Here is a 23,830-nt window from a genome sequence, read left to right on the forward strand (position 1 = left end):
CCATAGGCTGCGCCTATCATGGGTGTATGCAGTTCCAGCAGCTTCTCTACTTCGTGGCCGTCGCCGAGACCAGGCACTTCACCCGCGCGGCCGAACGGGTCCATGTCTCGCAGCCGTCCCTGTCCCAGCAGATCAGGGCGCTGGAGAAGGAGCTGGGCGCCGAGCTGTTCAGCCGGGCCCGGGGCAATGTCGCCCTCACCGACGCCGGCGAGGCGCTCCTCCCCCTCGCCCGGCGCATCCTCGCCGATGCCGAGACGGCCCGGCACGAGGTGCAGGAGCTGGTCCAGCTGCGGCGCGGCCGGGTCAGGCTGGGGGCGCCGCCGAGCCTGTGCACGGGACTGCTGCCCGACGTACTGCGCGCCTTCCACGATCTCCACCCGGGCATCGAGCTGCTGATCGAGGAGAGCGGCTCGCACGATCTCGTACGGGAACTGGCGCGCGGGGCGCTGGACCTCGCCCTGGTGGCGCTGCCGCTGCCGGCCCCGTCCCCCGCGCTGACCACGGTCGAGCTGCTGCACGAGGATCTGGTCGTGGTCTCGTCGGCCGCCGCCCCGGCCCCGCGGCGCCCGGTCAGGATCGCCGATCTGCAGGGCGAGCCGCTGGTGATGTTCCGGCACGGCTACGACCTGCGCGAGCTGACCGTGGCCGCCTGCCGGGCCGAGGGGTTCGAGCCGTCGTTCACCGTGGAGGGCGGCGAGATGGACGCCGTCCTCGGTTTCGTACGGGCCGGGCTCGGGGTGGCCGTCGTGCCGAGCATGGTGGCGGCGCGGGCGCGCGATCTACGGGTCACGGCCCTGGCCAGGCCGGGACTGAGCCGTACGATCGCGCTCGCCCACCGCAGCGATGTCGCCCCGCCGCGCGCCGCCCGCGAACTGCAGAAGGTGCTGCTGTCCACCCGGACCGCGGCCGGGACACCCGCCGGGACCGCTCCCCGGTCAGCGGCTCACACGGCGTCCGCGAGCGACAGCATGTGAAGCTGCTCGGGCGGCCCGGGCCTCGCGTAGTACCAGCCCTGCGCGGTGTCGCACCCGAGCCGGCGCAGATGCTCCGCCTGCGCCCCGGTCTCCACGCCCTCCACCGTCACGGCCAGCTCCAGGCTGTGCGCGAGCGAGACGATGCCCTCGACGATCTTCAGATCGACCGGGTCCGCCGGATGCTGCTGCATGCCCTGGGTGAAGGAGCGGTCCAGCTTGAGCACGCTCACCGGCAGCCGGCGCAGATTCGCCAGATTCGAGTAGCCGGTCCCGAAGTCGTCGAGCGCTATGTCCACGCCCATCTCGGCGAGCTGGCGCAGCGGCTTCAGCAGATCCTCGTCGGCCCCGATCAGCGCGGACTCGGTGACCTCCAGACAGAGCGCGCCCGGCGGGAGGCCGATCCGTTCCAGCACCTCCACCGTCTCCGCGACGAGTCCGGGGTGGTGCAGCTGGGTGGGGGACAGATTCACATTGATACGCAGCGGTGCGCCGAGCGCTCCCTCCGGCAGCTGCTGCTGCCAGCACCGCGCCTGCCGTACGGACTCTTCCAGCACCCAGCGGCCGAGCGGCACGATCAGTCCGGTGTGCTCCGCGAGCGGGATGAACCGGTCGGGTCCGAGGACGCCGTGCTGCGGGTGGGACCAGCGCACCAGCGCCTCCGCGCCGTGCACCGTGCCGTCGTCCAGATGCACCAGCGGCTGGTACTCGATGAAGAACTCGCCGCGCTCCAGGGCCGCGGGCAGCGCCGTGGTCAGTCCGTGCCGGGTGATGGCGCGGGCATCGGCCTCCGGGTCGGCCAGCTCGTAGCGGTTGCCGCCCGCGGCCTTGGCCCGGTACATGGTGATGTCCGCGCTGCGCAGCACCTCCGCGGGGGTGCGCCCGGTGGTGGGCCCCTCCACGATGCCGATGCTGCCCCGGACCGTGAACTCCCGGCCGTCGAGCCGGATGGGGGTGGCCAGCGCGCCGAGGATCCGGGAGGCGAGATCGGCCACGCACCGCTGGGAGTCATGGCCGGTGGTGAGCGCCACGAACTCGTCGCCGCCGAGCCTGGCCACCATCTCGCCCGGCGCGGTGGCGCAGCTCTGCAGCCGGTCCGCGACCTCCACCAGCAGCCGGTCCCCCGACGAGTGGCCGAGGCTGTCGTTGATCGCCTTGAAGCCGTCGAGGTCGAGATAGCAGAGGCCGAAGCGCGCGCCGTCGCCCGCCGACAGGGTCTTCTCCAGACGCTCGAAGAACAGCGTCCTGTTGGGCAGCCCGGTCAGGGCGTCGTGCGTGGCCTCGTACCGCAGCCGCAGATTGAGCAGCCTGCGCTCGGTGGTGTCCTCCATCAGCGCCAGCTGGTAGCGCGGAGCGCCCTCGGCGTCCCGCAGCAGCGAGACCGTCAGATTGGTCCAGAGCACGGTGCCGTCGTTGCGGAAGAACGGCTTCTCGACCCGGAAGTGCTCCCGCTCGCCACGCACCAGCTCGCCGTACATCGGCCAGACGTGGGGTACGTCCTCGGGGTGCACCCACTCGCTCACGTTCCGGCTGCGTACATGGTGTTCGAGCCCGCCGAACATCTGGGTGAGGGTGTCGTTGACCTCCAGCACATTGCCGTCGAGGTCGGCGATGCCGATGCCGATGGCCGCGCCCTCGAACACCGCGCGGAAGCGGGCCTCGGTGGCGTGCAGCGCGTCCTCCGCGTCGCTGCGCGCGGCGAGCGCGGAGCGTGCGATGGCCTCCTGCTCGGCGAGGGTGCGCTCGCGCAGCGCCTGCGCGAAGCCGGCGGCGAGGGAGTGCTGAAGCCGCGCGCAGCGGGCCCGGCTGTCCTCCGCGGCGAGTTCCTCGGCGCCGCAGTACAGCACCAGATACGAGTCGACGACGCCGAGCGTACGGCCGAGGGCCTCGGGGTCGGTGCAGTGCGCCGCCACCAGGGCGGCCCCGACCCGCTGCGCGGGCCCGGAGTCGAAGTGGCGCGCGTGCAGCGCCTCGTTCAACTCTCTTGCCAACGGCAGCAGATGGGATTCGAATTCGGGGCGCGTCAGGGACGTGGCCGTTGCCGGGAAGATCGCCCGGCTCCAGATCGTCGCGAACCGCCGGAGTCTGTCCTCCAGGCCGTCCGGGTCCGCCGCGGCGCCCGCCGGCTGCGACGGCATCACGCCTTGCGTCCCACTCCAGCGAAGCCCGAGAAGGCGTACGGGTCCTCCAGGTCGGCGGGGCTGTCGGGCCGCCACTGCGGCATGGCCACCAGACCCGGTTCGACCATCTCGAAGCCCTCGAAGAACTGAGCGGTCTGCTCGCGGGTGCGCATCACCAGCGGATTGCGGATGTTCTTGTAGACGCCCACCGTGCCGCCCGCCTGCTCCTGCGTGAGCGGGATGCCGTCGTACGAGGCGTGGGTGAGGATGAGCAGGCTGCCGGGCGCGAGCGCGTCACGCAGCTCGGCCACCGCGCGGTACGGCTCGTCCTCGTCCTCCAGGAAATGCAGAACGGCGACGAGCAGCAGCGCCACCGGCCGGTCCAGGTCCAACAGCCGGTCAGCCTCGGGGCTGTTAAGGATCTGACCGGGCTTACGGAGATCGGCGCTCAGGACGCCGGCGATGTCATTGCCCGCGAGGACGGCCTGGCTGTGCGCGACGGCGACCGGGTCGTGGTCGACATAGAGCACCCGGGCGTCTGGGCTGGCGGCCTCGGCGACTTCATGCACATTGCCGTACGTCGGAATGCCGGAGCCGATGTCGAGGAACTGGGTGATGCCTTCGTCCAGCGCGAATTTCACCGCGCGGCGCATGAAGGCACGGTTCGCCTTCATGATCTTGGGAAGCCCCGGCATGAACTCCATTGCCTTGCGGGCGGCGTCCCTGTCCACCTCGAAATTGTGCGAACCGCCCAGATAGTAGTCGTAAATGCGGGAAACGCTCGGCACCGATATGTCGATACCTTGCGGGGCCCAGGCGGGACGCTCCATCGATGTCTCCAACAAGTCGCCACAGGGGGTGCGGCCATGTACCTGGCCGTTGTCCGAGCCGAGGCTACTGATCGACCGCCAAGAGAGCGAGCCCAAACGGAAATTAGCGGTCCGTTCTTGGTCACACGTCGCCCAACACGTGCGACCGGCCCGCCGTCACGCGGAGGGGCGTGAGGGCGGGCCGACGGGCCGGAGGGCGCGGCGTGGGACTACTTGGGCGCTCCGACCAGCTTGGCATTCGGCGAAACCGCGAACCAGGTGCCGCCAACGCCCTGACCATTGGTATCGCCCGGCTTTGTGTCACCGCTGAAGGTGTAGACCGGCCAGCAGTCGATGCTCTGCTGCTTGATTCCGTCGGGCCGGTCGAACGTCACGAAGCCCTTCTCGATGATGCCTTCGGTATCATTCTTCTCGACAGGGGCGACAACCGGCCACTTCTCGAGACAAGCGCCGGTGCAGGCCGACTTCATCGGCCACGCGGAGTCCTTTTTGAACCGGTAGACCGTCATTCCGCGCGAATCCACCACGATCTCACCGAGCGTGGGATCCTTGCGCACCGAGAGTCCCGGCAGATCTGCCGCGGTCGCGTCGCCGGCGCCGGCCGGGGCCGCCTTCTTGCCGTCGGGGGCCGCGGCGAACCAACTCCCGCCCACACCTTGGCCGTTGGCGTCGCCGGGGCTGGTGTCCTTGGCGTACCGGTACATCGGCCAGCCGGCGATGGTGAGTTGCTTGGCGCCATCGGCCCGGGTGATCTCGCCGAGCAGCGAGGGGTCGGCGCCCGGCGCGGCCTTGGCGTTGTCCGGGGACACGATCGGCCAGGCCGTGGCGCAGTCGCCTTCACAGTTCGACGTGGGCGGGCTCGCCGTGTCCTTGTCGAAGCGGTAGAGCGTGAACCCCTCGCTGTCGGTGACGACCTTTCCGAGCTTCTTGCTGTCCCACACGGCGAGTTGACCGGCCGGCTTGGCGGCCGCGGCCTCCACGTCGGAGCCGTAACCACCGTCCGAGCCGTAGCCGCCGTCGGCCGGCTGCGCGGCCGGCTTGGCCGCTCCGACGGACTGGCCGTTGGTCTGGGTGCCCTGCTCCTGACCGCACGCCGTCGTCAGGGCCAGTACGGCCACCGCGGTCACCGCGAGCGAGGCGTTCCGCCAGGTGTTCATGTCAACTCCCGTGTTCTGTAAGCCAGTTGGGGTCGAGGGGCCTGGGTGAGCCGCTCATGGTCCTAAGTACGGGCCGGGGACCGCTCCGCGTTCAACGCGGCTGAAAAAACTTCTGGCGCGCAAACCTGTAACCGCTTATTCCACCTATCCGGGCTAATTCGAATGACTTCTGGCGTGCCGACGCCAGATCGGGAACAAGCTCCTGCCCGTGTACGGATCGCTCGTCGGACGGCTGCTGGCAGCCGCCGCACTCATCTCGCTGTCGGCTGTGCCCGCGCCCGCCGAGGCCGACAGCTGTGCCTACGCCTCGTCCGGTCCTGGAGGTGCGGGGTCGGCCGTGGCCGTCTCGGGCAGTGACGACTGCTGGCCGACGCCTACGCCGACGCCGACACCGCCGCCCGAGCCGCCACCGCCCACCCCCACGCCGCCTCCCCCTCCACCACCGCCCCCACCCACACCCACGCCCACACCGCCGCCACCACCGCCTCCGGTCGTCACACCTGAGCCTCCGGCGCCGCCCGTCCGGCCGGCGCCGCGCTCACCCCGGCCGGCCCCGCCGCCGCCCGCCCCAGCGCCGAAGCCACCGCCGCCCGCTCCGCGTCCGAGCCAGAACCGGCCGTCACCGACCCCGTCCGCCGCCCCCTCGCGGGCCCCGGTGGCCCTGCCCGCCTATCGCAAGGCGACCCGCAAGCAGCCCCGGAGCGGCCCCTCCCTCGTCTCGCTGATGCTCCTGATCACGGCCCCTGCCGTACTCGCCGTGGCCGTACTGCGCCCCCGCTCCCGCTGATCCACGGAGACTCCATGTCGGAATGGCTCGTTCTGAGCATCGCGATGGCCGCCGCCTGCGCGGTCGTCCTGACCATCGTCGTCATCAACAACCGCCGTGTCGGTGAGGACGACGACCCCACCGAGAGCCCCGACGTCATGGAGTACATGACGATGATGATCGGCGTGATCTACGCGATCGTGCTGGGCCTCGCCATTGCCGGCGTGTGGGAGGCCCGCGGCTCGGCCCAGGAATCCGTACGCCAGGAGGCCCAGGCCCTGCACGAGGTCCAGCAGCGGGTCCAGGTGTATCCCGCCGACGTCCGCGAGCGGATCCGGGGCGACGTCGACGCGTACGTGTCGTACGTGGTCCGTACCGAATGGCCGCACATGGCCGAGCACGAAGCCCTGAGCGCGAAGGGCACGCAGCTGTTCGACAAGCTCCGCACCGACGTCACCCTGTACGCGCCCCGCACCGACCTGGAGGGCCAGGCCTATCAGCCGCTCCTCGACGAGGTGGCCGCCGCGGACGACGCCAGAGGAGCCCGCGGGCAGAACGCGGGAGCCACCATGCCCGGGGTCGTCTGGTTCGGGCTGATCACCGGCGCCGTGGTCACCGTGGGACTGATCTTCGTCCTGCAGATCCGCCGGACCTTCCGCGAACTGCTGCTTGCAGGGCTCTTCAGCGTGCTGATCGCCTTCCTGCTCTTCCTCATCTGGGACTTCGACGCCCCCTACGGCCGCGGGATCGCCGCGACCGCCGGCCCCTTCCTCGACCTGTTCCCCGGCATCAGGCCCTGAGCCGCAGACCAGACCCTGAGCGGCACGGCTGTCCCCCGTTCGGGGGACAGCCGTGCCCCATTCGCCCGCCAGCGATAGCGGGTGTGATAGAGCGCTTCTAGCGTTTCGGTCATCGAGGTGCATTCCTGCCCATTGTGGAAATCGGTTCCGCAACTGCTCCTCGGGGACCGGGAGGACTGACATGCGCGCGATACGTGCCGCATCCGCCGCTCTGCTGGGAGTGGCCGCATTCGCACTGACCACCGCCTCGCCGGCTGCCGCCGTCAAGGACAACGCCACGCCGTTCGGGTACACCGTCACCCCTTCCACGGTCGCGGCAGGGGGCAAGGTGCTGCTCGCCGTCACCAAGTGCAGCACCCCTGCCACCGCCTCCTCCGGGGTGTTCGACACCGTCACCATCCCCTCGGGCAGCACGGCGGCCGCCACCGTCGACTGGGACGCCAAGCCCGGCGCGAAGTACGAGGTGACCTTCACCTGCAACGGCGTGTCGGCGAAGACCAACCTCGCCATCGCCGCCGCCACCACGACGCCGGCTCCCACCCCGACCCAGACGCCGGCGGCGCCCGCGGCCACGACCCAGACGCCGGCCCAGGTGGCGACGCCCGCGGTCGGCGCGACCTCGGACGCGCCCTTGGGCGTCCAGGGCGGTGTGGGCGGCAGCATCGGCGGGATGAACACCGCCGAGATCGTCGCCGGTACGGCGCTGGTGGTGGCAGCGGCCACCGGCACCATCTATGTGGCACGCCGACGCGCGGAGAGCCGCAGGCACTGACCGTCGCCGAGCCACCGTCCACCCGGCCCGTCGCCCCCGGCACGCGATACGCCCGTCGCCCCGAGTCCTCTCAGGACTCGGGGCGACGGGCGTGATGGGCGCTTTCCGGCCCCCGGAGCGCCGGCCGGGAGAGTGGTCAGGCCGGTCAGACGACCCGCGCGCCGGCCAGCGAGGGACGACGACGGCGCGCGACGAACAGCGCACCGCCGACGGCCGCCGTGGCGACGAGGCCCGCGCCGATCCCCAGCTCCGTCGAGCTGGGCCCGATGGATCCGCCGAGGCCGCCCAGCGCGCCCCGCCCCGCGAGCACCTCGAACTGGTGGGTCTCGACCCGGTTGCTGTCATTGCACCTGACGGCCAGGTTGTAACGGCCGGGGGTGGCGTTGTCGTGAATCCTCGCCGTGGCCCTGGAGCGCCCCGACCGGTTGTCCGACAGCTCGGCCCTCGGAAAGGCGTTGGATGTGACGGTGCCACCTTGGCCGCAACCCTGGACGGTGATCTCGATCGTGCCGCCCTGGTGGACCGAGAACGGGTTGACGGTGACATTGGTCGGGCCGTTGGAACCACCGCCGGCGGCAGCCAGCGGGGCAGAGAGCGCCAGGGCCGCGCAGGCGGCCGCGGTCACCGCGAAAGCGCGTGAAGCACGCATCGTTGAACCTCCAGTGGAAGGCGCCCCAAAGCGGTGCTCCGGGAGATTCGACGAGTACGCCCTCCATGACGAACCCTCACCGGAGCGCACATCCACCGCATTTCGGCACTGGTCCACCCCGGTGAGGCGACACGCCGCCGGGAAGCACCTCTGCCTGACGGAGCCGCAGGTCACAGACCGTCAGAAGTTTTTATATGCCGATTACTCGGATGGACCATCGCCGGGCGGCTCCGCCACCCATTCGCCCTCCAGTGATCGCCGCCGCCGCCTCGCGCGCTTAGCGTGCCAGCAGATGCCCACGAAGGGAGAACCATGGGCCAGTACCACAGCGCTCCGGAGTCGAGGAAACGCTCGCCCTGGGGCGTTCTGGCACTCGTCATGCTCACTGGCCTCGCGATGATGCGGAACGGGGTGGACGTACCGCTGGGACCGCCGCAGCCGGCCCAGGCCGCCTCGCTGGACAGCCGGAGCAGGCCCGACCCCGCGGCCGCCGCCACCTCCGTCGCGATCGTCAAGCCGCTGCCGTACGCCCCGATGTCCCGGTTGCGGATCCGGGCGATCAAGGTCGACGCGCCGGTCGTGGACGTGGGACTCGACCAGGACGGCTGGATCGCGGCTCCGCCACCGCAGGACCCCAATCTGGCCGGCTGGTACCAGAACGGCGTATCGCCCGGCCAGCGGGGCACCTCGGTGGTCGTCGGCCATGTCGACAACAAAGCCGGGCCCGCGGTCTTCTTCGGGCTCGGCTCACTGGAGAAGGGCCAGCACATCGAGGTGACCCGGTACGACGACCGGGTCGCGGAGTTCGAGATCTACGGGGTCGAGGTGTTCGCCAAGAACGACTTCCCCGGCGCCCGGGTCTACGGCGACACCGGCCATGCGGAGCTGCGGGTGATCACCTGCGGCGGCGGCTACTCGAAGGCGGGCGGCTACGACGGCAATGTCGTGGTCTTCGCCCGGCTGGTCAGCACGCGCTGACCAGCCGGGGGGCTGGGGGGCTGCGGGGGGGCTGCGGGGGGCTGACCGTACGACGTGGCCCCGACGGGGCCGGGGGCTCACCGGTACGGCACGGCGATGCGGTATCCCTCGTCCAGCAGTGAGGGCAGGTACTCGCGCAGCGCCTCCACGCTCTGCGAGCGGTTGCCGCCCGCGTCGTGCGAGAGGACGACGACCCCCGGCCCCGCGCCGCCCAGAATCCCGCTGACGATCCTGTTGGTGCCCGGGTTGGTCCAGTCGAGGCTGTCGACGGTCCAGGCGAGCGGTTCCATGTCCAACTTGGCGCCGATCTCGAACAGCTTCTTGTTCCAGGCACCGTAGGGCGCGCGGTACCAGAGCGGCGGGGTGCCGACGGTCTTCTCGATCACGTCGCTGGTCCGTGCCAGCTGGCTGCGCATCCGGGACGGGGGCAGCAGCGGCAGCTCCGGATGCGACCAGGTGTGGTTGCAGATGATGTGTCCGTCGTCGGCCATCTCCCGCATCAGGTCGCCGTTGACGTCCGCCATCTCGCCGCAGACGAAGAACATCGCGCGTACGTCGTACTTACGCAGCGTGCGCAGGATGTCCGGGGTGTAGTCGGGGTCGGGGCCGTCGTCAAAGGTGAGCACCATGGAGCGGCCGAGCTCGGGCAGTTCCAGGAGAGGCTCCTTGCGCACCTGGAGGGCGGCCCTGCTGAAGCCGGCCGGGGCGCTCTCCGTCATGGGCCGCAGCCGGTAGGCGGAGGGATTGCGGGGTACGAGCGCCTTGGGCGGTCCCGCCGCCTTCAACCCCGTCGCCTGGGGCGGGGAGGCGGGTGCGGCACGGCCGGGTGTCTTGGCCGGTCCTTCCACGGTCAGAAGGCGGCAGGTGAGTGCGGCGCCGAGGCAGGCGGTAATCCGCAGGACGGCACGGCGCCCCGGAATCAACTGATCCTTTTTCATGACCAATGGCTCGCACGATCAATGCTCCGCGCGCCTCAGCAACACCGCATATCCGGACGAAAGCACCCAATGGGACTATCCCGGCGCCGACCCCGCCGGCCTGCGGCGTCGCGCGGCGCACCGTGTCCGGGAAACCCTCCGGCGGACCGCCGCCCGGCCGGCCTCGGGGAACGGATAGCCTGCCTGGCGTGACCGAGCAGCAGCCCACCAGATTCGAACGCGGTACCGACGGCCCGAAGGTGATCGTCGCCGGCGTGGACGGATCACAGTCCTCGCTCCGCGCCGCCGCGTACGCCGGCGGTCTCGCCCGGCGGCAGAACGCGCTCCTCGCCATCGTCTATGTGCAGCCCGTGCTGCCCGCGGGCGCCGCACTCGGCGCCCCGGTCGCGGGCACGACCGGGGAGATCGCCGAGGAGCTGGTGGCGGAGATCCGTACGTCCACCGAGCGGGTCAAGGACATATGGGATGTGCGCTGGGAGTTCCACACGTTCCACGGAGACCCGTACAACGGCCTGGTCACCGCCGCCGACGAGCTGAAGGCGGATGCCGTGGTGGTCGGCGCCTCGGAGTCGGCGGGACACCGGATCGTCGGCTCGGTGGCGGTACGGCTGGTCAAGGCCGGCCGCTGGCCGGTGACGGTCGTCCCGTAACCGCCCCGTCGACCCATCGGCCCAGGCGGCCTAGCGGCCCATCGTGAGGCCGTCTTCGGCCGCGCCGCGGCCCAGGACCGCGTCGCTGATGTCCGACTGGGCCTCGCGGTAGTCGTCCCGGTCGGGGTCCTGGCGCAGGGCCTCGGGCAGATTGATCACCCGGCCTGACCCGAGGTCCATCACCTGCGGGATGAACTCGGCCTTCTTCACCAGCCAGCGCTCGCCCTTCACGGCGGGCGGCGCGAAGGTGAACCGGCCGATCGAGCCCTCGTTGCCGCGCGAGTCCAGCTCGCCCGCGTCATTGGTCATGATGCCGGAGACCTGGTCGCCCATCCCGTAGATGATCCAGGTGCCGTTGACCTTCTCGTACGCCTGCGGGACATGGGCGTGGGTGCCGAGGATCAGATCGATGTCGGGGCGGCCGCCGGTACGGGACGCGGTGAGCTTCCTGCCGAGGCTGCGCTGCTCCGCGTCGGGCTCCGTCTCCCACTCGGTGCCCCAGTGGACGCTGACCACGACGACGTCGGCGCCGGCCTTCCGGGCGGCGCGGGCATCGGCGACGATCTTCCGCTCGTCGATCAGGCCGACCGCCCAGGGCTGTCCGTCGGGGAGCGGGATGCCGTTGGTGTCGAACGTGTACGCCAGCTGGGCGATCCTGGCGCCGCCCGCCGTCATCAGGGCGGGGCGCGTGGCCTCGGCGGCCGAGCGGGCCGAGCCCGCGTGTCTGACGCCCGCCTTGTCGAGGGCGTCGAGTGTGCGGCGTACGCCGGGGGCTCCGTCGTCCAGGGTGTGATTGGAGGCGGTGGAGCAGGAGTCGTAGCCGGCGTCGCGCAGGCCCTGGGCGATCTGGGGCGGGGAGTTGAAGGTCGGATAGCCGCTGAAGGGACCGTCCTCCTCCGCGTACACGGTCTCCATATGACAGATCGCCACATCGGCGCCGGAGACGGCCGGTTTCACGGAGGCGAACATCGGCCGGAAGTCGTAGTCGTCGCCGCCCGCGTCGTCGTTCGCCCGGTCGATGACGGAGTCGTGCGGCAGGACGTCGCCCGAGGCGACGAGCGTGAACCCGCGCTGCGGCGGCGCCCCGCCCGCCGCCGAGGGAGCCATGGAGCCCTGGCGCGGCGGCCGGTCGGGGGCGGAGGTGCTCTCCGGCCCCGTGCAGGCTGCCGCCGTTCCGAGAAGCAGCGCCGCAGCGGCCACCGCTCCCTGTCGCATGCGCTTCGTCATCGGCCAGGCTCCGTTTTCCCGGGGATACCAACGCAATGAATCCATATAGCCATATAAATGAATGTCAAGGAGCCAAGCCGACAAAAGGATCAAAAGGGGCCGAACGCCTCCGCCGGACCGTTCACCGCACCACTCGCCGCAGTGAGCGACCGCTCGTCGCACACCTGTGCGCGCTGTCTGTCCCTCGGCGCCGCCATGCGCTCGGATACGCCAGGCGGCAGCGACACCGCACGACAGCGACCCCGGCGAGAAAGGGCGTTCACGATGACCACCGCCACGGCCACGGAGAGGACCGGCGAACGGGCACTGACGGAGCTTCAGCGCGACCACGGACCCGCCCTGCTGAACTTCCTGCTCGGTCTGACCTATGGCGACCGGCACCGGGCCGAGGACCTGCTCCAGGAGACGCTGGTACGCGCCTGGCAGCATCCGGAGGCGTTCGAGGGGCCCTTCGACTCCATGCGGCCATGGCTGTTCACCGTCGGCCGCCGGCTGGCGATCGACGCCCGCAGGTGCCGGATGTCGCGGCCGCCGGAGGTCAGCGACCGGGTCCTCGCCGCCACGCCGGAACCGCACGACGCCACGGAGAGCACGGTCGCCGCGCTCGATGTACGGAAGGCCGTGAAGGCGCTGAGCCGCGAGCACCGCGCGGTGCTCGTGCAGATCTACTTCCGCGGGCTGAGCGTGAGCGAGACGGCGCAGGTGCTGGGGATTCCGCCGGGTACGGTCAAGTCCCGCTCGTACTACGCCCTGCGCGCGCTGGGCCGCTCACTGCCCGGCTACAGCAGGTCGTCCTCGTCCAAGAGGGCGAGCAGCGACGGCGCGTCGGCCACCTCCAGGTAGGCGGCGCCGCACGGGTCGCAGCCGGCCAGGTGGTCCGCGACCCGCCGGTCCTCCTCGGGGGCGAGCGCGTCCAGCACATAGGCGCCGAGCAGCGACCGCACATGCGCGCCGGAATCGGCTGTTCCATCGTCGGCCGCGGCACCGTCGGCCCCACCCGTCACAATCCTCTCCCGTCCGCCGCCCGATCCTGCCCTTCTGGCCACGCGGGGCGGCCGCCGCCGGTTCAATGCTCCCTGAAGGGGGCTTCGGGGAAGGGAAGGAAGGCGGATAAGGATGCGTCCGGAATCTACCGAAGGGTCCGGTGGCGGAGGCCTACGGGTGCCGATGGCGTGGATGTACGCCGAGTACATCGCCGACGAAGTGCTGCGTACCGGCGATCTGATGCCGCCGACGACGCTGGAGTACCGGGCGGGCCGGGACGCCCTGGCCCTGACCATCTTCCTCTCCGACGACTCGGCGGGCGGCCCGCGGGTGGTGGCCAGGATGGAGGAGTGGCGCTCGCTCACCGCGTACGGGACGTGCTGGCGGGAGTGGGTCTGCGGGCGGCTGGACCGGCGGGAGGCGGTCGCCTTCGAGGCCGACGCGACCACCCGCGATCCGGACCTGGCGCTGGCCGGCGCCGCCTGGCGGTGGCTGGAGGAGACGGAGCTGCTGGCGCCCGACCTCGATGCCATGGGCCCGGCCGGCGACGATCCGTGCACGGCCGGCGGGGAGGAGGGTCCGCAGGTGTGGACCCCGGCCTGGCAGCTGGGGCTGCCGCTGGGGCATCTGGCGATCCATCTGTTCTGACGCGCGTAGACACCGTGGACACCGGCCCCTTCGGGGGGCGTTGTCAGGTGCCGTGCACGCCCGCGCGGTACTTGGGAATCCGTACCGTGATCTTCATTCCCGCGTCGACCCCGGTCTCGATGACCAGGCCGTACGCGTCCCCGTAGACCTGGCGCAGCCGTTCGTCCACATTGAGCAGTCCGATTCCGGTGGACGCGCCGCCCTCGCCGCGCAGGATCTGCCGCAGCCGGTCCGGCTCCATACCGACCCCGTCGTCCTCGATCACCACTTCCGCCTCGGCGCCCGCGTCGAGCGCGCTGATGGTGATCCGGCTCGTGGTGACCGCTCCTTCGAGGCCGTGCTTGACGGCGTTCTCGACGAGCGGTTGCAGACACAGGAAGGGCATGGCGACCGGAAGGACCTCCGGGGCGACCTGAAGAGTGACCGAGAGCCGCTCGCCGAAGCGGGCCCGGACGAGGGCCAGATACTGGTCGATGGAGTGCAGTTCGTCGGCGAGGGTGGTGAAGTCGCCATGGCTGCGGAACGAGTAGCGGGTGAAGTCGGCGAATTCCAGTAGGAGTTCACGAGCGCGGCTGGGATCGGTGCGGACGAACGAGGCGATGGCGGCCAGCGAGTTGAAGATGAAGTGCGGGGAGATCTGGGCGCGCAGGGCTCTGATCTCGGCCTCGATCAGCCGGGTGCGGGAGCGGTCGAGCTCGGCCAGTTCCAGCTGTACGGAGACCCAGCGGGCGACCTCGCCGGCCGCCCTGGCCAGCACCGCCGACTCGCGCGGCGCGTAGGCGACGAGGGTGCCGAGCACCCGGTGGTCGACGGTCAGCGGGGCCGCCACGCCCCAGCGCAGCGGGCAGTCGAGATCGCGGCAGCCGCTGGCGAAGGCCGTACCGCGTCCGCTGGCGAGCAACTGCTCGACGTGGTCCATCACATGCTTGCCGTGGTGCTCGCCGAGACCGTCCCAGGCGAGCACCCGCTCCCGGTCGGTGAGGCAGAGCGCGTCGGTGCCGAGCAGGGAGCGCAGCCGGCGGGCCGCCTTGCGCGCGCTCTCTTCCGTGAGGCCGGCCCGCAGCGGAGGGGTGGCGAGTGAGGCGGTGTGCAGGGTCTCGAAGGTGGCGTGCTCCACGGGGGTGCCGACATCGCTGGTGCGCTCCGGGCCCGCGGTGCGCCGGCCGAGCAGAAAGCCGCCCGCGAGCAGCAGCGGACCGAGGACGATCAGTACGGCGAGGGCGGCTCCGCTCATCGCGCGCCCCCCGTACCGCCGCGGGCGCCCGGCATCAGGGCCTCCGGCAGATGGAAGCGGGTCATCGCGGCGTTGGTGCCGGGCGGTATCCGGCTCTGCGTGGCCAGGGAGACCAGGATCATCGCGAGAAAGCCGACCGGGACGGACCAGACGGCGGGCCAGGCGAGCAGCGCGTGCGGCCAGCCGGACCGTACCGCCCCGCTCACCGTGATCACCGTGGCCACGAACGTGAGACCGCCGCCGAGCAGCAGTCCGGCGATGGCACCGGGCGGGGTGAGCCGGCGCCACCAGATGCCCAGCACGAGCAGCGGGCAGAAGGAGGAGGCGGAGACCGCGAAGGCCATGCCGACGGAGTCGGCCACCGGCATCCTCCCGCTCACCAGCAGTGAGCCGCCGAGCGGTACGGCCATGGCGAGCGGGGTGGCCAGCCGGAAGTGCCGTACGCCACGCGACGGGAGGACATCCTGCGTGAGCACGCCCGCGACGGCCATGGTCAGTCCGGAGGCGGTGGAGAGGAACGCGGCGAAGGCACCGCCCGCGACGAGCGCGCCGAGCAGATCTCCGCCGAGTCCGCCGATCGCCCGTTCCGGCAGCAGCAGGACGGCGGCGTCGGCGTCCGTACCGTACGAGAGTTCGGGTACGTACAGCCTGCCCAGCGCGCCGTAGACCGGCGGCAGCAGATAGAACGCGCCGATCAGCGCCAGGACGACCACGGTGGTGCGCCGGGCGGCCCGGCCGTTGGGGCTGGTGTAGAAGCGGACGACGACATGGGGCAGGCCCATCGTCCCGAGGAAGGTCGCCACGATCAGTCCGTAGGTCGCGTACAGCGGATGGTCGCCGCGGCCGCCGACCGCGGCCGCCAGGCCGAGGTCCACGCGCGGCCGGCCGTCACCCTGCCAGGCGAGCAGCAGGAAGATCGCGGGGACGAGCAGCGCGGTCAGCTTCAGCCAGTACTGGAAAGCCTGGACGAAGGTGATGCTGCGCATGCCGCCCGCCGCCACGGCCACCACCACGACCAGCGCGACGAGCACCCCGCCGAACCAGTCGGGCGCCCCGGTGAGGGTCTTCAGGGTCAGCCCCGCGCCCTGGAGCTGGGGCACGAGATAGAGCCAGCCGGCCCCGACCACGAAGACGCTCACGAGCCGCCGCACCGCACGGGATTCGAGCCGTCCCTCGGCGAAGTCGGGGAGGGTGTACGCCCCCGAGCGGCGCAGCGGGGCGGCGACGAAGACCAGCAGCACCAGATAGCCGGCGGTGTAGCCGACGGGGTACCAGAGCATGTCCGGGCCGTGCAGCAGCACCAGTCCGGCGACGCCGAGGAAGGAGGCGGCGGAGAGGTACTCGCCGCTGATCGCGGCGGCGTTGAGCCCGGGCCTGACCGTACGGGAGGCGACGTAGAAGTCGGAGGTGGTCCGGGATATCCGCAGCCCGAAGGCGCCGACGAGCACGGTGGCGAAGACGACGAGGGTGACGGCCGTGACCGTATAGCTCTGGCTCACGGAACGGGCCGGCCTTCCACGAGCCGGGCGAAGTCGCGCTCGTTGCGCTCCGCGCGCCGTACGTACCACCAGGCGAGAAGCGTCAGCAGCGGATAGGCGGCGAAGCCGAGCACCACCCAGACGGCTGTCGCGTCGCGCAGGGTGGCGAAGGCCAGCGGCAGGGTGCCGACGACCAGCGCGAGGCCGCCGAACGCGGTGAGACCCGCCCGGAGTTGACTGCGCATCAGGGAGCGGACATAGGCGTCGCCGAGGGCGGTCTGTTCGTCGATCTCCGCCTGGGCGCGGAAGCGGGGCAGGGGCCGTACGCGGCGCGGTTCGCCGGTGACGACCTCGCGCCGTGGCGCCGGCTGCCGGGCGGCGCTCGCCCGGGGCGCGGGCTGCCGTGAGCCGGACTCCCCGGTCATGGTGCCTCCTCGCCGTCGGGCCGGCGCCGTCCCGCCCGGTGCCCGCGCCGGAGTGTACGCAGCCGGGCTGTCCGGCGGGAAGGGCCTGGTCAGCGCCCGGTCTGCCGCATCAGCAGATCCCGCAGCGCGCGGGCGTGACGCCGGCTCACGGCCAGCTCGGCGTCACCGACGCGCACGCTCATCGCGCCCGCGTCCAGCCGCAGTTCGTCGATCCGGGCCAGGGCGACGAGATGGCGGCGGTGGATACGGACGAATCCGCGGGCCCGCCAGCGCTCCTCCAGGGTGGTGAGGGGGATCCGTACCAGATGGCTCGCGGTGTCGGTGTGCAGCCTGGCGTAGTCGCCCTGCGCCTCGGCATAGGCGATGTCGTCGACGGCGACGAAGCGGATCACTCCGCCCAGCTCGACGGGTATCTGGTCGGCGGCGGTGTCGAGCACGGCGGGCCGCTCCCCCACCAGTTCGGCGACCCGGCGGACGGCTTCGGCGAGCCGCTCCCTGCGGACCGGTTTGAGCACATAGTCGACGGCCTTCAGATCGAAGGCCTGCACGGCGAAGCCCTCGTGCGCGGTGACGAAGACGATCAGCGGGGGCTCGGCGAAGCCGGCGAGCAGCTTGGCGACGTCGAGGCCGGTCAGCCCGGCCATATGGATGTCGAGGAAGACCACATCGATGGCCGCGGAGTCGTCAGGACCCGCGTCGAGCGCGGCGCCGATGCGGCGCAGGGCCTCGGTCGCGCTCGTGGCACCCTCGGCTCCGCGGACCCGCGGGTCGGCCCGGAGCAGATAGAGCAGTTCTTCGAGGGCTGGTTCTTCGTCGTCCACGGCCAGTACGCGCAGCATGACGCCGGAGTGTAGGCGGTGTCTCCCGGATCGTGCCCGGATCGTGCCCGGCTCGGGTGCGGCTCGGGTGCGGCTCGGGTGCGGCTCGGGTGCGGCTCGGGTGCGGCTCGGGTGCGGCTCGGGTGCGGCTCGGGTGCGGCTCGGGTGCGGCTTGAGTGATTCGGCGCTCCGCCGCGTACCAGACACCATGCGGACCTTGGACCTCCATCGCGATGCCGGCGCCTACGCACTGGGCGTACTCGACGCCACGGACGCCTTCCGCTTCGAGGAGCACCTCATGGACTGCCCGCGGTGCGCGCTACTGCTGGCGGAGTTCGGCGGGGTGCGGGCGCAGCTCGACGAGTACGCGCGGCGGACCCCCGCCGAGGTGGCGCCGTTCGCGGCGACGAGCCCGGAGCTGCTGGCCGGGATGCTCGACCGCAGGTCGGCCTGGCGGCGCGGGAGCCGCAGGCGGCGGCTCGCGCTGGTGGCCGCGGTGGCGGTGCTCGTGGTGGGCGGTCCGCTCGCCGTCCTCGGCGCGGCTCCCGGGCCGGGGCCAGGACCGGGGGCCGGGGTGACCGCGCGCTGGACCGCGTCGGACCGGGCGACGGGGACGGCTGCCGTCGTGACGGCCGCGGAGAAGGCCTGGGGGACGGATGTCGGCCTGGAGCTGATCCGTCCCGGCGCCTCCGGGGTGTGCGCGCTGATCGCGGTGGGCCGGGACGGCTCGCGCGAGACCGTGACGACCTGGGCGGCGCGCGCCGGGGACGGTTCGCCGCTGGTCACCCGTGGCGGGGCGGCGCTGCGTCCCGACCAGATCGACCACTTCGAGGTACGGGCAGCCGACGGCCGCCGGCTGGTGACGATCGGCGACTGACCGGCGGCGACTGACCGGCGCGTCCCCGGCCGGGGACGCGCCGCTACTTGAGCAGTCGGGACATCCTGCGGTCGGCGAGCGGTTTGCCACCCGTCTGGCAGGTGGGGCAGTACTGGAGCGAGGAGTCGCTGAACGAGACCTCCCGGATGGTGTCACCGCAGACCGGGCAGGCCTCCCCGGTGCGGCCGTGCACCCGCAGCCCGCTCTTCTTCTCCGCCTTGAGCCGCCCGGCGGCCACCCCGCGCGAGCGCTCGACGGCCTCGTGCAGCGTGGAGCGCATCGCCTCGTAGAGGACCGTGATCTCGTCCTCGGAGAGGTTCTTCACCGGCTTGAACGGCGACATCTTCGCGGCGTGCAGGATCTCGTCGCTGTACGCGTTGCCGATCCCCGCGATCAGCCGCTGGTCCCGCAGGGCGCCCTTGATCTGCCGCCGTTCGCCGGCGAGCAGCCGGGCGAGCGCGGCGCGGTCGAAGGCGGCGTCGAGCGGATCGGGGCCGAGCCGCTCGATGCCGGGGACGTCCGCCGGGTCGCGTACGAGATGGACGGCGAGCCGCTTGGTGGTGCCCGCCTCGGTCAGATCGAACCCGTCGCCCTCGGCGAGGACGACCCGCAGGGCGAGCGGTCCCTTGCCGGGGCGCGGCGGCGCGTCGGGGAACGAGTCCTTCCAGCGGAGCCAGCCCGCGCGGGCGAGATGGATGGCGAGGTGCAGCCCGGCCTCGCCCGCGACGATGTCGAGATACTTGCCGTGCCGGCCGATGCCGGTGACGGTCGCGCCCTCCAGCGCGGAGAGCGGCGGATCGTAGGTCTTGAGGGCATTGACCGTCAGGGGCAGGACGCGGACGATCTTCTTGCCCACCAGCTGGCCGTCGAGGAACTCGCGCAGCGCTTCGACTTCGGGTACTTCCGGCATGCGTCCAGCGTGCCGCAGGCCCCGTACCGCCGCCCGGTGAACCGGTGCGCCGGATGAGGCATCCGCGGCCGCCGTGGCTACGAATCATCTCGGAGAGAGGTGTCACTGTGACGTGCCGTACGCCTCACCCCCGAACCCCGTCGGAAGGAAGCCCCCACGTGCCCGTACGTGACCGCCGAGCCGCCGTCCAGCCCGCCCTGGTCCTCGACAGGACCGCCGCGCGGCCACGCGCCGCCGTCCTGCTGCTGCACGGCGGACGCTCGGAGGGCGAGGCGCCGCCTGGCCGGCTCAATCTGCCGGGCGCGCGGATGTGGCCGTTCACCCGGGCGGTGCTCCGGGCCACCGAAGGGCAGGACGTGGTGGTGGGCCGGGCTCGCTACCGGCGCCGGGGCTGGAACGGCAGCCGCGCCGACGCGGCCCGCGACGCGCGCCGGGCGCTCGACGAGCTGGAACAGCTGGCCGGAGCCGTCCCCGTCGTCCTCGTCGGACACTCGATGGGCGGCCGCGCCGCCCTGGCCGTGGCCGGACACGGCCTGGTCAGCGGGGTGGTGGGGCTCGCCCCCTGGTGCCCGAGGGGCGAGCCGGTCGACCAGCTGGCCGGCCGTCGTGTGGTGCTCCTGCACGGCGACCGTGACCGGGTGACGGACCCGCACGGCAGTACCGATCTTGCCGCCCGCGCCCGTGAGGCAGGCGCCGAGGCCTGTGCCGTACTGCTGTCCGGCGGCGATCACGCGATGCTGCGCCGGGCCGGCACCTGGCACTCACTGGCCACCGGCTCGGTCACCGCCATGCTGGGCATGGACCCGTATCCCGGCGTGGTGGGGCAGGCTTTCCTGGCGGGTGGGGACCAGGGGAAGAGCCCGGTTCACAAGGCGTAGACGCGCCGCGCGGTGGTGCCGAAGACCGCGTCGCGTTCGTCGCCGCTCAGTTCGTCGGTCACGGTACGGGCGGCGTCGAGCACCTCCCCGTAGGTGGCGGCCAGCCGGCACACCGGCCAGTCGGAGCCGAACATCAGCCGCTCGGGCCCGAAGGCGTCGAGCACGACGCCGGCGTACGGACGCAGCCCGTTGGCCGTCCAGGAGTCCCAGGCGGCCTCGGTGACCATCCCGGAGAGTTTGCACACGGTGTTGGGGCGGGCGGCCAGGGTCCTGACCTGGCCGGCCCAGGGCTCCATCCCGCCCGTGGCGATCGGCGGCTTGCCCAGATGGTCGAGGACGAAGGTCAGCTCCGGCAGCAGCTCCGCCGCCCTGGCCGCGGCGGGCAGCTGGTGGGGCAGGACGACGAGGTCGTACGGGAGTCCCGCCGCGGCGACGGCGGCGAGACCGCGCCGTACCTCCGGACGCAGCAGCCACTCCGGATCTGCCTCGCCCTGCACCTGGTGGCGGATCCCCACGAGCTTCTCGCCGCCGGGCAGTGCGCGCAGCGCGGCGAGCGTCTCCGCGATCCCGGGTGCGGTGAGATCGGTCCAGCCGACGACGCCCGCGACGAGATCGCTGCCGGCGGCGGCCGCCAGGAATTCGGGGGTCTCCTCGGCGACGCCGATGGTCTGGACGAGAACGGTCGCCGCCACGCCGGCGGCCCGCGCTTCCGGCTCCAGATCGTCGAGGGTGAAGTTCCGGCGGATGGGCGCCATCGCGGAACCGGTGATCCAGTCCTGGTCACGCACGGACAGGTCCCAGAGGTGGTGGTGGGCGTCGACGACGGTCGGCGGTGCGCTCGGCTGTCGCATCAGGCGTCAGAGCTCCCAGACGACGGGCAGTCCGGCGTCCGCGCCGCCCGCGGAGTAGTCGTGCACGACATCGAGCAGCTCCGCCATCCGCGCCTGCCAGCCGAGGTTGACCGGGAGCTGGTCCAGTTCGGCGAGCAGGCGGCCGTAGTCCTCGCACTCCAGCAGATGGAAGAGGTCGGTGCCGCTGCGCCAGATCGTCCAGGAGGTGGCGCCCGCCGCGCGGATCGCGGCGGTGAGTTCGGCGGGCACCTCGCGGTGCGCGGCCTCGTACTCCTCGACGCGGTCGGCGCGGACCGTGGTGCGCAGGGCGACTCTCATGACAGGGCTCCGTCCTCGCTCAGCAGTCCTTCGGCGCGCAGCTCGGCCCAGAGGTCCTCGGGGACGGTACGCCCGGCCAGTTCGGCCGCGTCCTGTACCTCCGCCGCGGATCTGGTGCCGACCAGCACACTGGCGACGGCCGGGTGACGCAGCGGATAGTGCAGGGCCGCGGCGCGCAGGGGGATGTCATGGCGCCGGGTGACGGCGTCCATGCGCAGGGCCCGGTCGAGCAGGGCGGGCGGCGCGGCGGCGTAGTCGTACATCGCGCCGGGGCGCGGGTCGGCGAGCAGCCCGGAGTTGAAGACCCCGCCGACGACGACGCTCTTGCCGCGCGCGGCGGCCTCGGGCAGCAGGTCGGTGAGGGCCGACTGGTCGAGGAGGGTGAAGCGGCCCGCGCACAGGACGACATCGACGTCGGTGTCCCGGAGAAAGCGGGTGAGCATCGCGGTCTGGTTCATCCCGGCGCCGATCGCGCCGACGACGCCTTCGGCGCGCAGCCGCTCCAGGGCCGGATAGCCCTGCTGGAAGGCTTCTTCCGCGTGGCCGTCCGGATCGTGCAGATAGGCGATGTCGATCCGGTCGAGGCCGAGCCGCCCGAGGCTGTCCTCGATACTGCGGCGCACCCCGTCCGCGCTGAAGTCCCAGACGCGGCGGTGCGTGGCCGGTACGGCGAAGCCGTTGGCCAGGTCGTCCCCGGCGGGACCGCCGGGTACGGGTTCGAGCAGCCTGCCCACTTTGGTGGAGAGGGAGTACGTGCTCCGCTCCCTGCCGCGCAGCGCCTCGCCTAGCCGCCGCTCGGAGAGCCCGAGGCCGTAGTGCGGTGCGGTGTCGAAGTACCGGATGCCCGCGTCCCAGGCGGCGTCGACCGCGGCCGCGGCCTGCTCGGGTCCGACCGGGGTGTACAGATTGCCGATTCCGGCCGCCCCGAAGGACAGTCCGGTCACGCTGACCGCACTGTGTCCGAGCGTGGTGTGCCGCATACCGCTGCCGCCTCCCGAGGTCATCCGTCGCCGAAAGTCGCGGCGCCGATCACGACGAATATTCATCGGATGACTGGGTGCCGTCAACACCTCTGAGGCAGCTCTCTGTGGTTCATTCGCGAAGAGCTGTCCGATCTATCGGCTGACCCGCCGCCATTGACCCGCAGCTATCCGATGACCCGCAGCAGCTCCTCCAGTTCGTCGGTCATGCCGCGCGCCAGCTGTTCGAGGTCGGGGACTGCCTTGCCGTCGGCGACGAGCCCCACATGCACCCGGCCGCCGTACGTGGACAGCGCCACGGCCAGGGACTGTCCGCGCGCCAGCGGCGCCATCGGATACACCTCGCGCAGCGGGCAGCCGCCCAGCGAGAGCCTCGAGCGCGGCAGCGGCACGCTCGTCACGAGGATGTCGAAGAGCATCCTGGCCGCGTTGCCGGCCAGCGGCGCCCCGAGCCGGTGGGCGAGCGCCGGCAGCTGGTCCGCGAGCAGGGCGACCGCGCCGGCGCCGCGCCAGGGGCCGTCCGACTTGTTGCGGTCCATGCCCTCGCGGACGGCGGCGAGCCGGGCCCGGGGGTCGGCCTCGGCGACCGGCAGCGCGAGCAGATAGGCGGAGAGCTTGTTGCCGGAACCGGGCTGACTGCCGGGCCGGCGGCGGGAGACCGGCACCAGGGCGCGTGGCGGGACGGCAGGCAGCCGCTCACCCCGTTCGAGCATCCACCGCCGCAGCGCGCCGGCCACCGTGGCGAGCAGGACGTCGTTGGCCGTACCGCCCGTGGCCCGGCGGATCCGCTGGACGTCCTCCAGATCGAGCGTGGCGGTCGCGAGGCGCCGTGTCCCGCTGGATCCGGCGGTGAGGGCGGGCGTCCCGCGCGGGTCGAGCCGGCTGGCCCGGACGACCGAGGCACCGATGCCGACCGCCCGGCCCAGTTCCTCGATCCGGCCCCTGGCCAGGCCGGCCACCTGCCAGGGGCCCGGCAGCCAGGACCTGGGCGCCACCGGACGCACTTTGCGGACCCCGGCCGACCGCGCGTCGGCGATCTGGTCGAAGATGCCCGCGCCGATGGCGACGGCGCGCATTCCGTCCGCCAGGGCGTGGTGCAGTTTCACCAGGACGGCGAAGGGCCGGCCGCCCTCCTCGGCCCCCCGGCCTCCCCCGGCTCCCGCCGCGGCCGGGCCCGGCGTCAGGACGTACATCTCCCAGGGCGGGAGGCCGCGTTCCAGCGGGCGTTCCATCAGCTCCCCCGCCAGCCGCGCGGCCTCCGCCGCGAAGTCCCCCTCGGGCAGCGGCAGCCGCCGCACATGCCGGCGTACGTCGAAGCCCTTGTCCACCGCCCACGCGGCGCCGCCGACGGGCAGCAGGACGTCCCGTACCCGCATCCGCAGCCGGGGAACGGCGGCGGCGCGCGCCGCGAGCAGCTCCAGCACACCGGCGCCGCCCGACGTGCCCGCCGCGGCGGTGAAGACGGCGAGCGCGCCGAGGTGCATGGGATGGTCCGCGGTTTCGAGATGCCAGAAAGCCAGATCGAGAGGTGCCAGCAGCTCGGTGGTCAAGGAAACCCCAGATCCTAGAGG

The 23,830-nt window shown here is 72.1% G+C and carries 27 protein-coding genes; 10 read left to right on the top strand and 17 right to left on the bottom strand.

Annotated features, from left to right (window positions below; translation table 11 throughout):
• Positions 1-26 precede the first annotated feature (26 nt).
• A complete protein-coding gene (locus ACZ6MZ_RS24610) occupies positions 27-974 on the top strand; it encodes a LysR family transcriptional regulator (RefSeq protein WP_469354318.1) in 948 nt (315 codons plus the stop codon).
• Here ACZ6MZ_RS24610 and ACZ6MZ_RS24615 read toward each other — a convergent pair.
• The 4 genes from ACZ6MZ_RS24615 to ACZ6MZ_RS24630 form a co-directional block, all read right to left on the bottom strand.
• Positions 944-3,109 carry a putative bifunctional diguanylate cyclase/phosphodiesterase gene (locus ACZ6MZ_RS24615; RefSeq protein WP_469354320.1) on the bottom strand — a complete coding sequence of 722 codons (2,166 nt, stop codon included), beginning with the start codon at positions 3,107-3,109 and terminating at the stop codon, positions 944-946. The two genes, ACZ6MZ_RS24610 and ACZ6MZ_RS24615, sit on opposite strands and share 31 nt — an antisense overlap.
• The gene (locus ACZ6MZ_RS24620; protein WP_384333565.1) at positions 3,109-3,921 is read right to left on the bottom strand and encodes an SAM-dependent methyltransferase; all 813 of its coding nucleotides are present in this window, start codon (positions 3,919-3,921) and stop codon (positions 3,109-3,111) included. The genes ACZ6MZ_RS24615 and ACZ6MZ_RS24620 overlap by 1 nt, the downstream gene beginning before the upstream one ends.
• Positions 3,922-4,130: 209 nt before the next feature.
• Entirely contained in the window at positions 4,131-5,078 is a 948-nt protein-coding gene (locus ACZ6MZ_RS24625) for an SCO0930 family lipoprotein (RefSeq protein ID WP_469354322.1), read from the bottom strand.
• A gap of 300 nt (positions 5,079-5,378) precedes the next feature.
• On the bottom strand, positions 5,379-5,501 hold the full coding sequence (locus ACZ6MZ_RS24630; RefSeq protein WP_469354324.1) for a hypothetical protein: 123 nt from the start codon (positions 5,499-5,501) through the stop codon (positions 5,379-5,381).
• A 232-nt stretch (positions 5,502-5,733) separates the two neighbouring features.
• Here ACZ6MZ_RS24630 and ACZ6MZ_RS24635 point away from each other — a divergent pair, with 232 nt between their 5' ends.
• The 3 genes from ACZ6MZ_RS24635 to ACZ6MZ_RS24645 all read left to right on the top strand — a co-directional run bounded on the left by ACZ6MZ_RS24635 (position 5,734) and on the right by ACZ6MZ_RS24645 (position 7,416).
• Complete coding sequence (locus ACZ6MZ_RS24635) at positions 5,734-5,865, top strand: hypothetical protein (protein ID WP_384333574.1); 132 nt, start codon at positions 5,734-5,736, stop codon at positions 5,863-5,865.
• A gap of 14 nt (positions 5,866-5,879) precedes the next feature.
• A complete protein-coding gene (locus tag ACZ6MZ_RS24640) occupies positions 5,880-6,644 on the top strand; it encodes a bestrophin-like domain (protein WP_389791775.1) in 765 nt (254 codons plus the stop codon).
• Positions 6,645-6,825: 181 nt separating this feature from the next.
• Positions 6,826-7,416 carry a hypothetical protein gene (locus ACZ6MZ_RS24645; protein WP_389791773.1) on the top strand — a complete coding sequence of 197 codons (591 nt, stop codon included), beginning with the start codon at positions 6,826-6,828 and terminating at the stop codon, positions 7,414-7,416.
• A 145-nt stretch (positions 7,417-7,561) separates the two neighbouring features.
• On the opposite strand, the gene ACZ6MZ_RS24650 is transcribed toward ACZ6MZ_RS24645, so the two are convergent.
• Positions 7,562-8,065 carry a hypothetical protein gene (locus ACZ6MZ_RS24650; RefSeq protein WP_384190733.1) on the bottom strand — a complete coding sequence of 168 codons (504 nt, stop codon included), beginning with the start codon at positions 8,063-8,065 and terminating at the stop codon, positions 7,562-7,564.
• Between the two features lie 312 nt (positions 8,066-8,377).
• Between ACZ6MZ_RS24650 and ACZ6MZ_RS24655 the strand changes: the two genes are divergently transcribed.
• Positions 8,378-9,043 (top strand): class F sortase, encoded by a 666-nt coding sequence (locus ACZ6MZ_RS24655; protein WP_384190736.1) that lies wholly within the window; start codon positions 8,378-8,380, stop codon positions 9,041-9,043.
• A 77-nt stretch (positions 9,044-9,120) separates the two neighbouring features.
• Here ACZ6MZ_RS24655 and ACZ6MZ_RS24660 read toward each other — a convergent pair whose 3' ends face one another.
• Positions 9,121-9,981, bottom strand: coding sequence for a polysaccharide deacetylase family protein (locus ACZ6MZ_RS24660; RefSeq protein WP_389791021.1), 861 nt, complete (start codon positions 9,979-9,981; stop codon positions 9,121-9,123).
• A gap of 188 nt (positions 9,982-10,169) precedes the next feature.
• Between ACZ6MZ_RS24660 and ACZ6MZ_RS24665 the strand changes: the two genes are divergently transcribed.
• The gene (locus ACZ6MZ_RS24665; RefSeq protein ID WP_389791020.1) at positions 10,170-10,631 is read left to right on the top strand and encodes a universal stress protein; all 462 of its coding nucleotides are present in this window, start codon (positions 10,170-10,172) and stop codon (positions 10,629-10,631) included.
• A 30-nt stretch (positions 10,632-10,661) separates the two neighbouring features.
• Here ACZ6MZ_RS24665 and ACZ6MZ_RS24670 read toward each other — a convergent pair whose 3' ends face one another.
• A complete protein-coding gene (locus ACZ6MZ_RS24670) occupies positions 10,662-11,858 on the bottom strand; it encodes a CapA family protein (protein WP_469354327.1) in 1,197 nt (398 codons plus the stop codon).
• 264 nt (positions 11,859-12,122) lie between these two features.
• Here ACZ6MZ_RS24670 and ACZ6MZ_RS24675 point away from each other — a divergent pair, with 264 nt between their 5' ends.
• Positions 12,123-12,701, top strand: a complete 579-nt coding sequence (locus tag ACZ6MZ_RS24675; protein WP_469354329.1) for a sigma-70 family RNA polymerase sigma factor — start codon at positions 12,123-12,125, stop codon at positions 12,699-12,701.
• On the opposite strand, the gene ACZ6MZ_RS24680 is transcribed toward ACZ6MZ_RS24675, so the two are convergent.
• Positions 12,638-12,862 (bottom strand): zf-HC2 domain-containing protein, encoded by a 225-nt coding sequence (locus ACZ6MZ_RS24680; protein WP_384190750.1) that lies wholly within the window; start codon positions 12,860-12,862, stop codon positions 12,638-12,640. The genes ACZ6MZ_RS24675 and ACZ6MZ_RS24680 overlap by 64 nt on opposite strands.
• Positions 12,863-12,974: 112 nt before the next feature.
• On the opposite strand from ACZ6MZ_RS24680, the gene ACZ6MZ_RS24685 reads away from it, so the two are divergent.
• Positions 12,975-13,490 (top strand): hypothetical protein, encoded by a 516-nt coding sequence (locus ACZ6MZ_RS24685; protein WP_469354331.1) that lies wholly within the window; start codon positions 12,975-12,977, stop codon positions 13,488-13,490.
• Positions 13,491-13,533: 43 nt separating this feature from the next.
• Here the strand turns inward: ACZ6MZ_RS24685 and ACZ6MZ_RS24690 are convergent, their stop codons facing one another.
• The 4 genes from ACZ6MZ_RS24690 to ACZ6MZ_RS24705 all read right to left on the bottom strand — a co-directional run bounded on the left by ACZ6MZ_RS24690 (position 13,534) and on the right by ACZ6MZ_RS24705 (position 17,466).
• Positions 13,534-14,724: a sensor histidine kinase gene (locus ACZ6MZ_RS24690; RefSeq protein ID WP_384190755.1), complete on the bottom strand. Its 1,191-nt coding sequence runs from the start codon at positions 14,722-14,724 to the stop codon at positions 13,534-13,536.
• Entirely contained in the window at positions 14,721-16,223 is a 1,503-nt protein-coding gene (locus ACZ6MZ_RS24695; RefSeq protein WP_469354333.1) for a sodium/solute symporter, read from the bottom strand. The genes ACZ6MZ_RS24690 and ACZ6MZ_RS24695 overlap by 4 nt, the downstream gene beginning before the upstream one ends.
• Positions 16,220-16,627 carry a hypothetical protein gene (locus tag ACZ6MZ_RS24700; RefSeq protein ID WP_389791015.1) on the bottom strand — a complete coding sequence of 136 codons (408 nt, stop codon included), beginning with the start codon at positions 16,625-16,627 and terminating at the stop codon, positions 16,220-16,222. The genes ACZ6MZ_RS24695 and ACZ6MZ_RS24700 overlap by 4 nt, the downstream gene beginning before the upstream one ends.
• A gap of 89 nt (positions 16,628-16,716) precedes the next feature.
• The gene (locus ACZ6MZ_RS24705) at positions 16,717-17,466 is read right to left on the bottom strand and encodes a LytR/AlgR family response regulator transcription factor (RefSeq protein WP_389791014.1); all 750 of its coding nucleotides are present in this window, start codon (positions 17,464-17,466) and stop codon (positions 16,717-16,719) included.
• A gap of 187 nt (positions 17,467-17,653) precedes the next feature.
• On the opposite strand from ACZ6MZ_RS24705, the gene ACZ6MZ_RS24710 reads away from it, so the two are divergent.
• Positions 17,654-18,322: a zf-HC2 domain-containing protein gene (locus tag ACZ6MZ_RS24710; RefSeq protein ID WP_384333586.1), complete on the top strand. Its 669-nt coding sequence runs from the start codon at positions 17,654-17,656 to the stop codon at positions 18,320-18,322.
• Positions 18,323-18,365: 43 nt separating this feature from the next.
• Here ACZ6MZ_RS24710 and ACZ6MZ_RS24715 read toward each other — a convergent pair whose 3' ends face one another.
• Entirely contained in the window at positions 18,366-19,232 is an 867-nt protein-coding gene (locus tag ACZ6MZ_RS24715) for an Fpg/Nei family DNA glycosylase (protein ID WP_389791012.1), read from the bottom strand.
• 158 nt (positions 19,233-19,390) lie between these two features.
• Between ACZ6MZ_RS24715 and ACZ6MZ_RS24720 the strand changes: the two genes are divergently transcribed.
• The gene (locus ACZ6MZ_RS24720) at positions 19,391-20,110 is read left to right on the top strand and encodes an alpha/beta hydrolase (protein ID WP_389791011.1); all 720 of its coding nucleotides are present in this window, start codon (positions 19,391-19,393) and stop codon (positions 20,108-20,110) included.
• Here ACZ6MZ_RS24720 and ACZ6MZ_RS24725 read toward each other — a convergent pair.
• From ACZ6MZ_RS24725 to ACZ6MZ_RS24740, 4 genes are all read right to left on the bottom strand, one after another.
• Positions 20,098-20,961, bottom strand: coding sequence for an amidohydrolase family protein (locus ACZ6MZ_RS24725; protein ID WP_469354336.1), 864 nt, complete (start codon positions 20,959-20,961; stop codon positions 20,098-20,100). The genes ACZ6MZ_RS24720 and ACZ6MZ_RS24725 overlap by 13 nt on opposite strands.
• Positions 20,962-20,967: 6 nt before the next feature.
• Positions 20,968-21,279, bottom strand: coding sequence for an L-rhamnose mutarotase (locus tag ACZ6MZ_RS24730; protein WP_469354338.1), 312 nt, complete (start codon positions 21,277-21,279; stop codon positions 20,968-20,970).
• On the bottom strand, positions 21,276-22,259 hold the full coding sequence (locus ACZ6MZ_RS24735; RefSeq protein ID WP_389791008.1) for an aldo/keto reductase: 984 nt from the start codon (positions 22,257-22,259) through the stop codon (positions 21,276-21,278). Before ACZ6MZ_RS24735 ends, ACZ6MZ_RS24730 begins: the two co-directional genes overlap by 4 nt.
• A 167-nt stretch (positions 22,260-22,426) precedes the next feature.
• On the bottom strand, positions 22,427-23,809 hold the full coding sequence (locus ACZ6MZ_RS24740; protein WP_469354340.1) for a wax ester/triacylglycerol synthase family O-acyltransferase: 1,383 nt from the start codon (positions 23,807-23,809) through the stop codon (positions 22,427-22,429).
• Between the last annotated feature and the right edge of the window lie 21 nt (positions 23,810-23,830).

It is taken from the genome of Streptomyces sp. NPDC042201, assembly GCF_055582185.1.

Coding starts and splice junctions, on each gene's coding strand:
- ACZ6MZ_RS24610 (WP_469354318.1), top strand. CDS start 27: ATGCAGTTCCAGCAGCTTCTCTACTTCGTGGCCGTCGCCGAGACCAGG.
- ACZ6MZ_RS24615 (WP_469354320.1), bottom strand. CDS start 3,109: ATGCCGTCGCAGCCGGCGGGCGCCGCGGCGGACCCGGACGGCCTGGAG.
- ACZ6MZ_RS24620 (WP_384333565.1), bottom strand. CDS start 3,921: ATGGAGCGTCCCGCCTGGGCCCCGCAAGGTATCGACATATCGGTGCCG.
- ACZ6MZ_RS24625 (WP_469354322.1), bottom strand. CDS start 5,078: ATGAACACCTGGCGGAACGCCTCGCTCGCGGTGACCGCGGTGGCCGTA.
- ACZ6MZ_RS24640 (WP_389791775.1), top strand. CDS start 5,880: ATGTCGGAATGGCTCGTTCTGAGCATCGCGATGGCCGCCGCCTGCGCG.
- ACZ6MZ_RS24645 (WP_389791773.1), top strand. CDS start 6,826: ATGCGCGCGATACGTGCCGCATCCGCCGCTCTGCTGGGAGTGGCCGCA.
- ACZ6MZ_RS24650 (WP_384190733.1), bottom strand. CDS start 8,065: ATGCGTGCTTCACGCGCTTTCGCGGTGACCGCGGCCGCCTGCGCGGCC.
- ACZ6MZ_RS24655 (WP_384190736.1), top strand. CDS start 8,378: ATGGGCCAGTACCACAGCGCTCCGGAGTCGAGGAAACGCTCGCCCTGG.
- ACZ6MZ_RS24660 (WP_389791021.1), bottom strand. CDS start 9,981: ATGAAAAAGGATCAGTTGATTCCGGGGCGCCGTGCCGTCCTGCGGATT.
- ACZ6MZ_RS24670 (WP_469354327.1), bottom strand. CDS start 11,858: ATGACGAAGCGCATGCGACAGGGAGCGGTGGCCGCTGCGGCGCTGCTT.
- ACZ6MZ_RS24675 (WP_469354329.1), top strand. CDS start 12,123: ATGACCACCGCCACGGCCACGGAGAGGACCGGCGAACGGGCACTGACG.
- ACZ6MZ_RS24685 (WP_469354331.1), top strand. CDS start 12,975: ATGCGTCCGGAATCTACCGAAGGGTCCGGTGGCGGAGGCCTACGGGTG.
- ACZ6MZ_RS24690 (WP_384190755.1), bottom strand. CDS start 14,724: ATGAGCGGAGCCGCCCTCGCCGTACTGATCGTCCTCGGTCCGCTGCTG.
- ACZ6MZ_RS24700 (WP_389791015.1), bottom strand. CDS start 16,627: ATGACCGGGGAGTCCGGCTCACGGCAGCCCGCGCCCCGGGCGAGCGCC.
- ACZ6MZ_RS24705 (WP_389791014.1), bottom strand. CDS start 17,466: ATGCTGCGCGTACTGGCCGTGGACGACGAAGAACCAGCCCTCGAAGAA.
- ACZ6MZ_RS24710 (WP_384333586.1), top strand. CDS start 17,654: ATGCGGACCTTGGACCTCCATCGCGATGCCGGCGCCTACGCACTGGGC.
- ACZ6MZ_RS24715 (WP_389791012.1), bottom strand. CDS start 19,232: ATGCCGGAAGTACCCGAAGTCGAAGCGCTGCGCGAGTTCCTCGACGGC.
- ACZ6MZ_RS24725 (WP_469354336.1), bottom strand. CDS start 20,961: ATGCGACAGCCGAGCGCACCGCCGACCGTCGTCGACGCCCACCACCAC.
- ACZ6MZ_RS24730 (WP_469354338.1), bottom strand. CDS start 21,279: ATGAGAGTCGCCCTGCGCACCACGGTCCGCGCCGACCGCGTCGAGGAG.
- ACZ6MZ_RS24735 (WP_389791008.1), bottom strand. CDS start 22,259: ATGCGGCACACCACGCTCGGACACAGTGCGGTCAGCGTGACCGGACTG.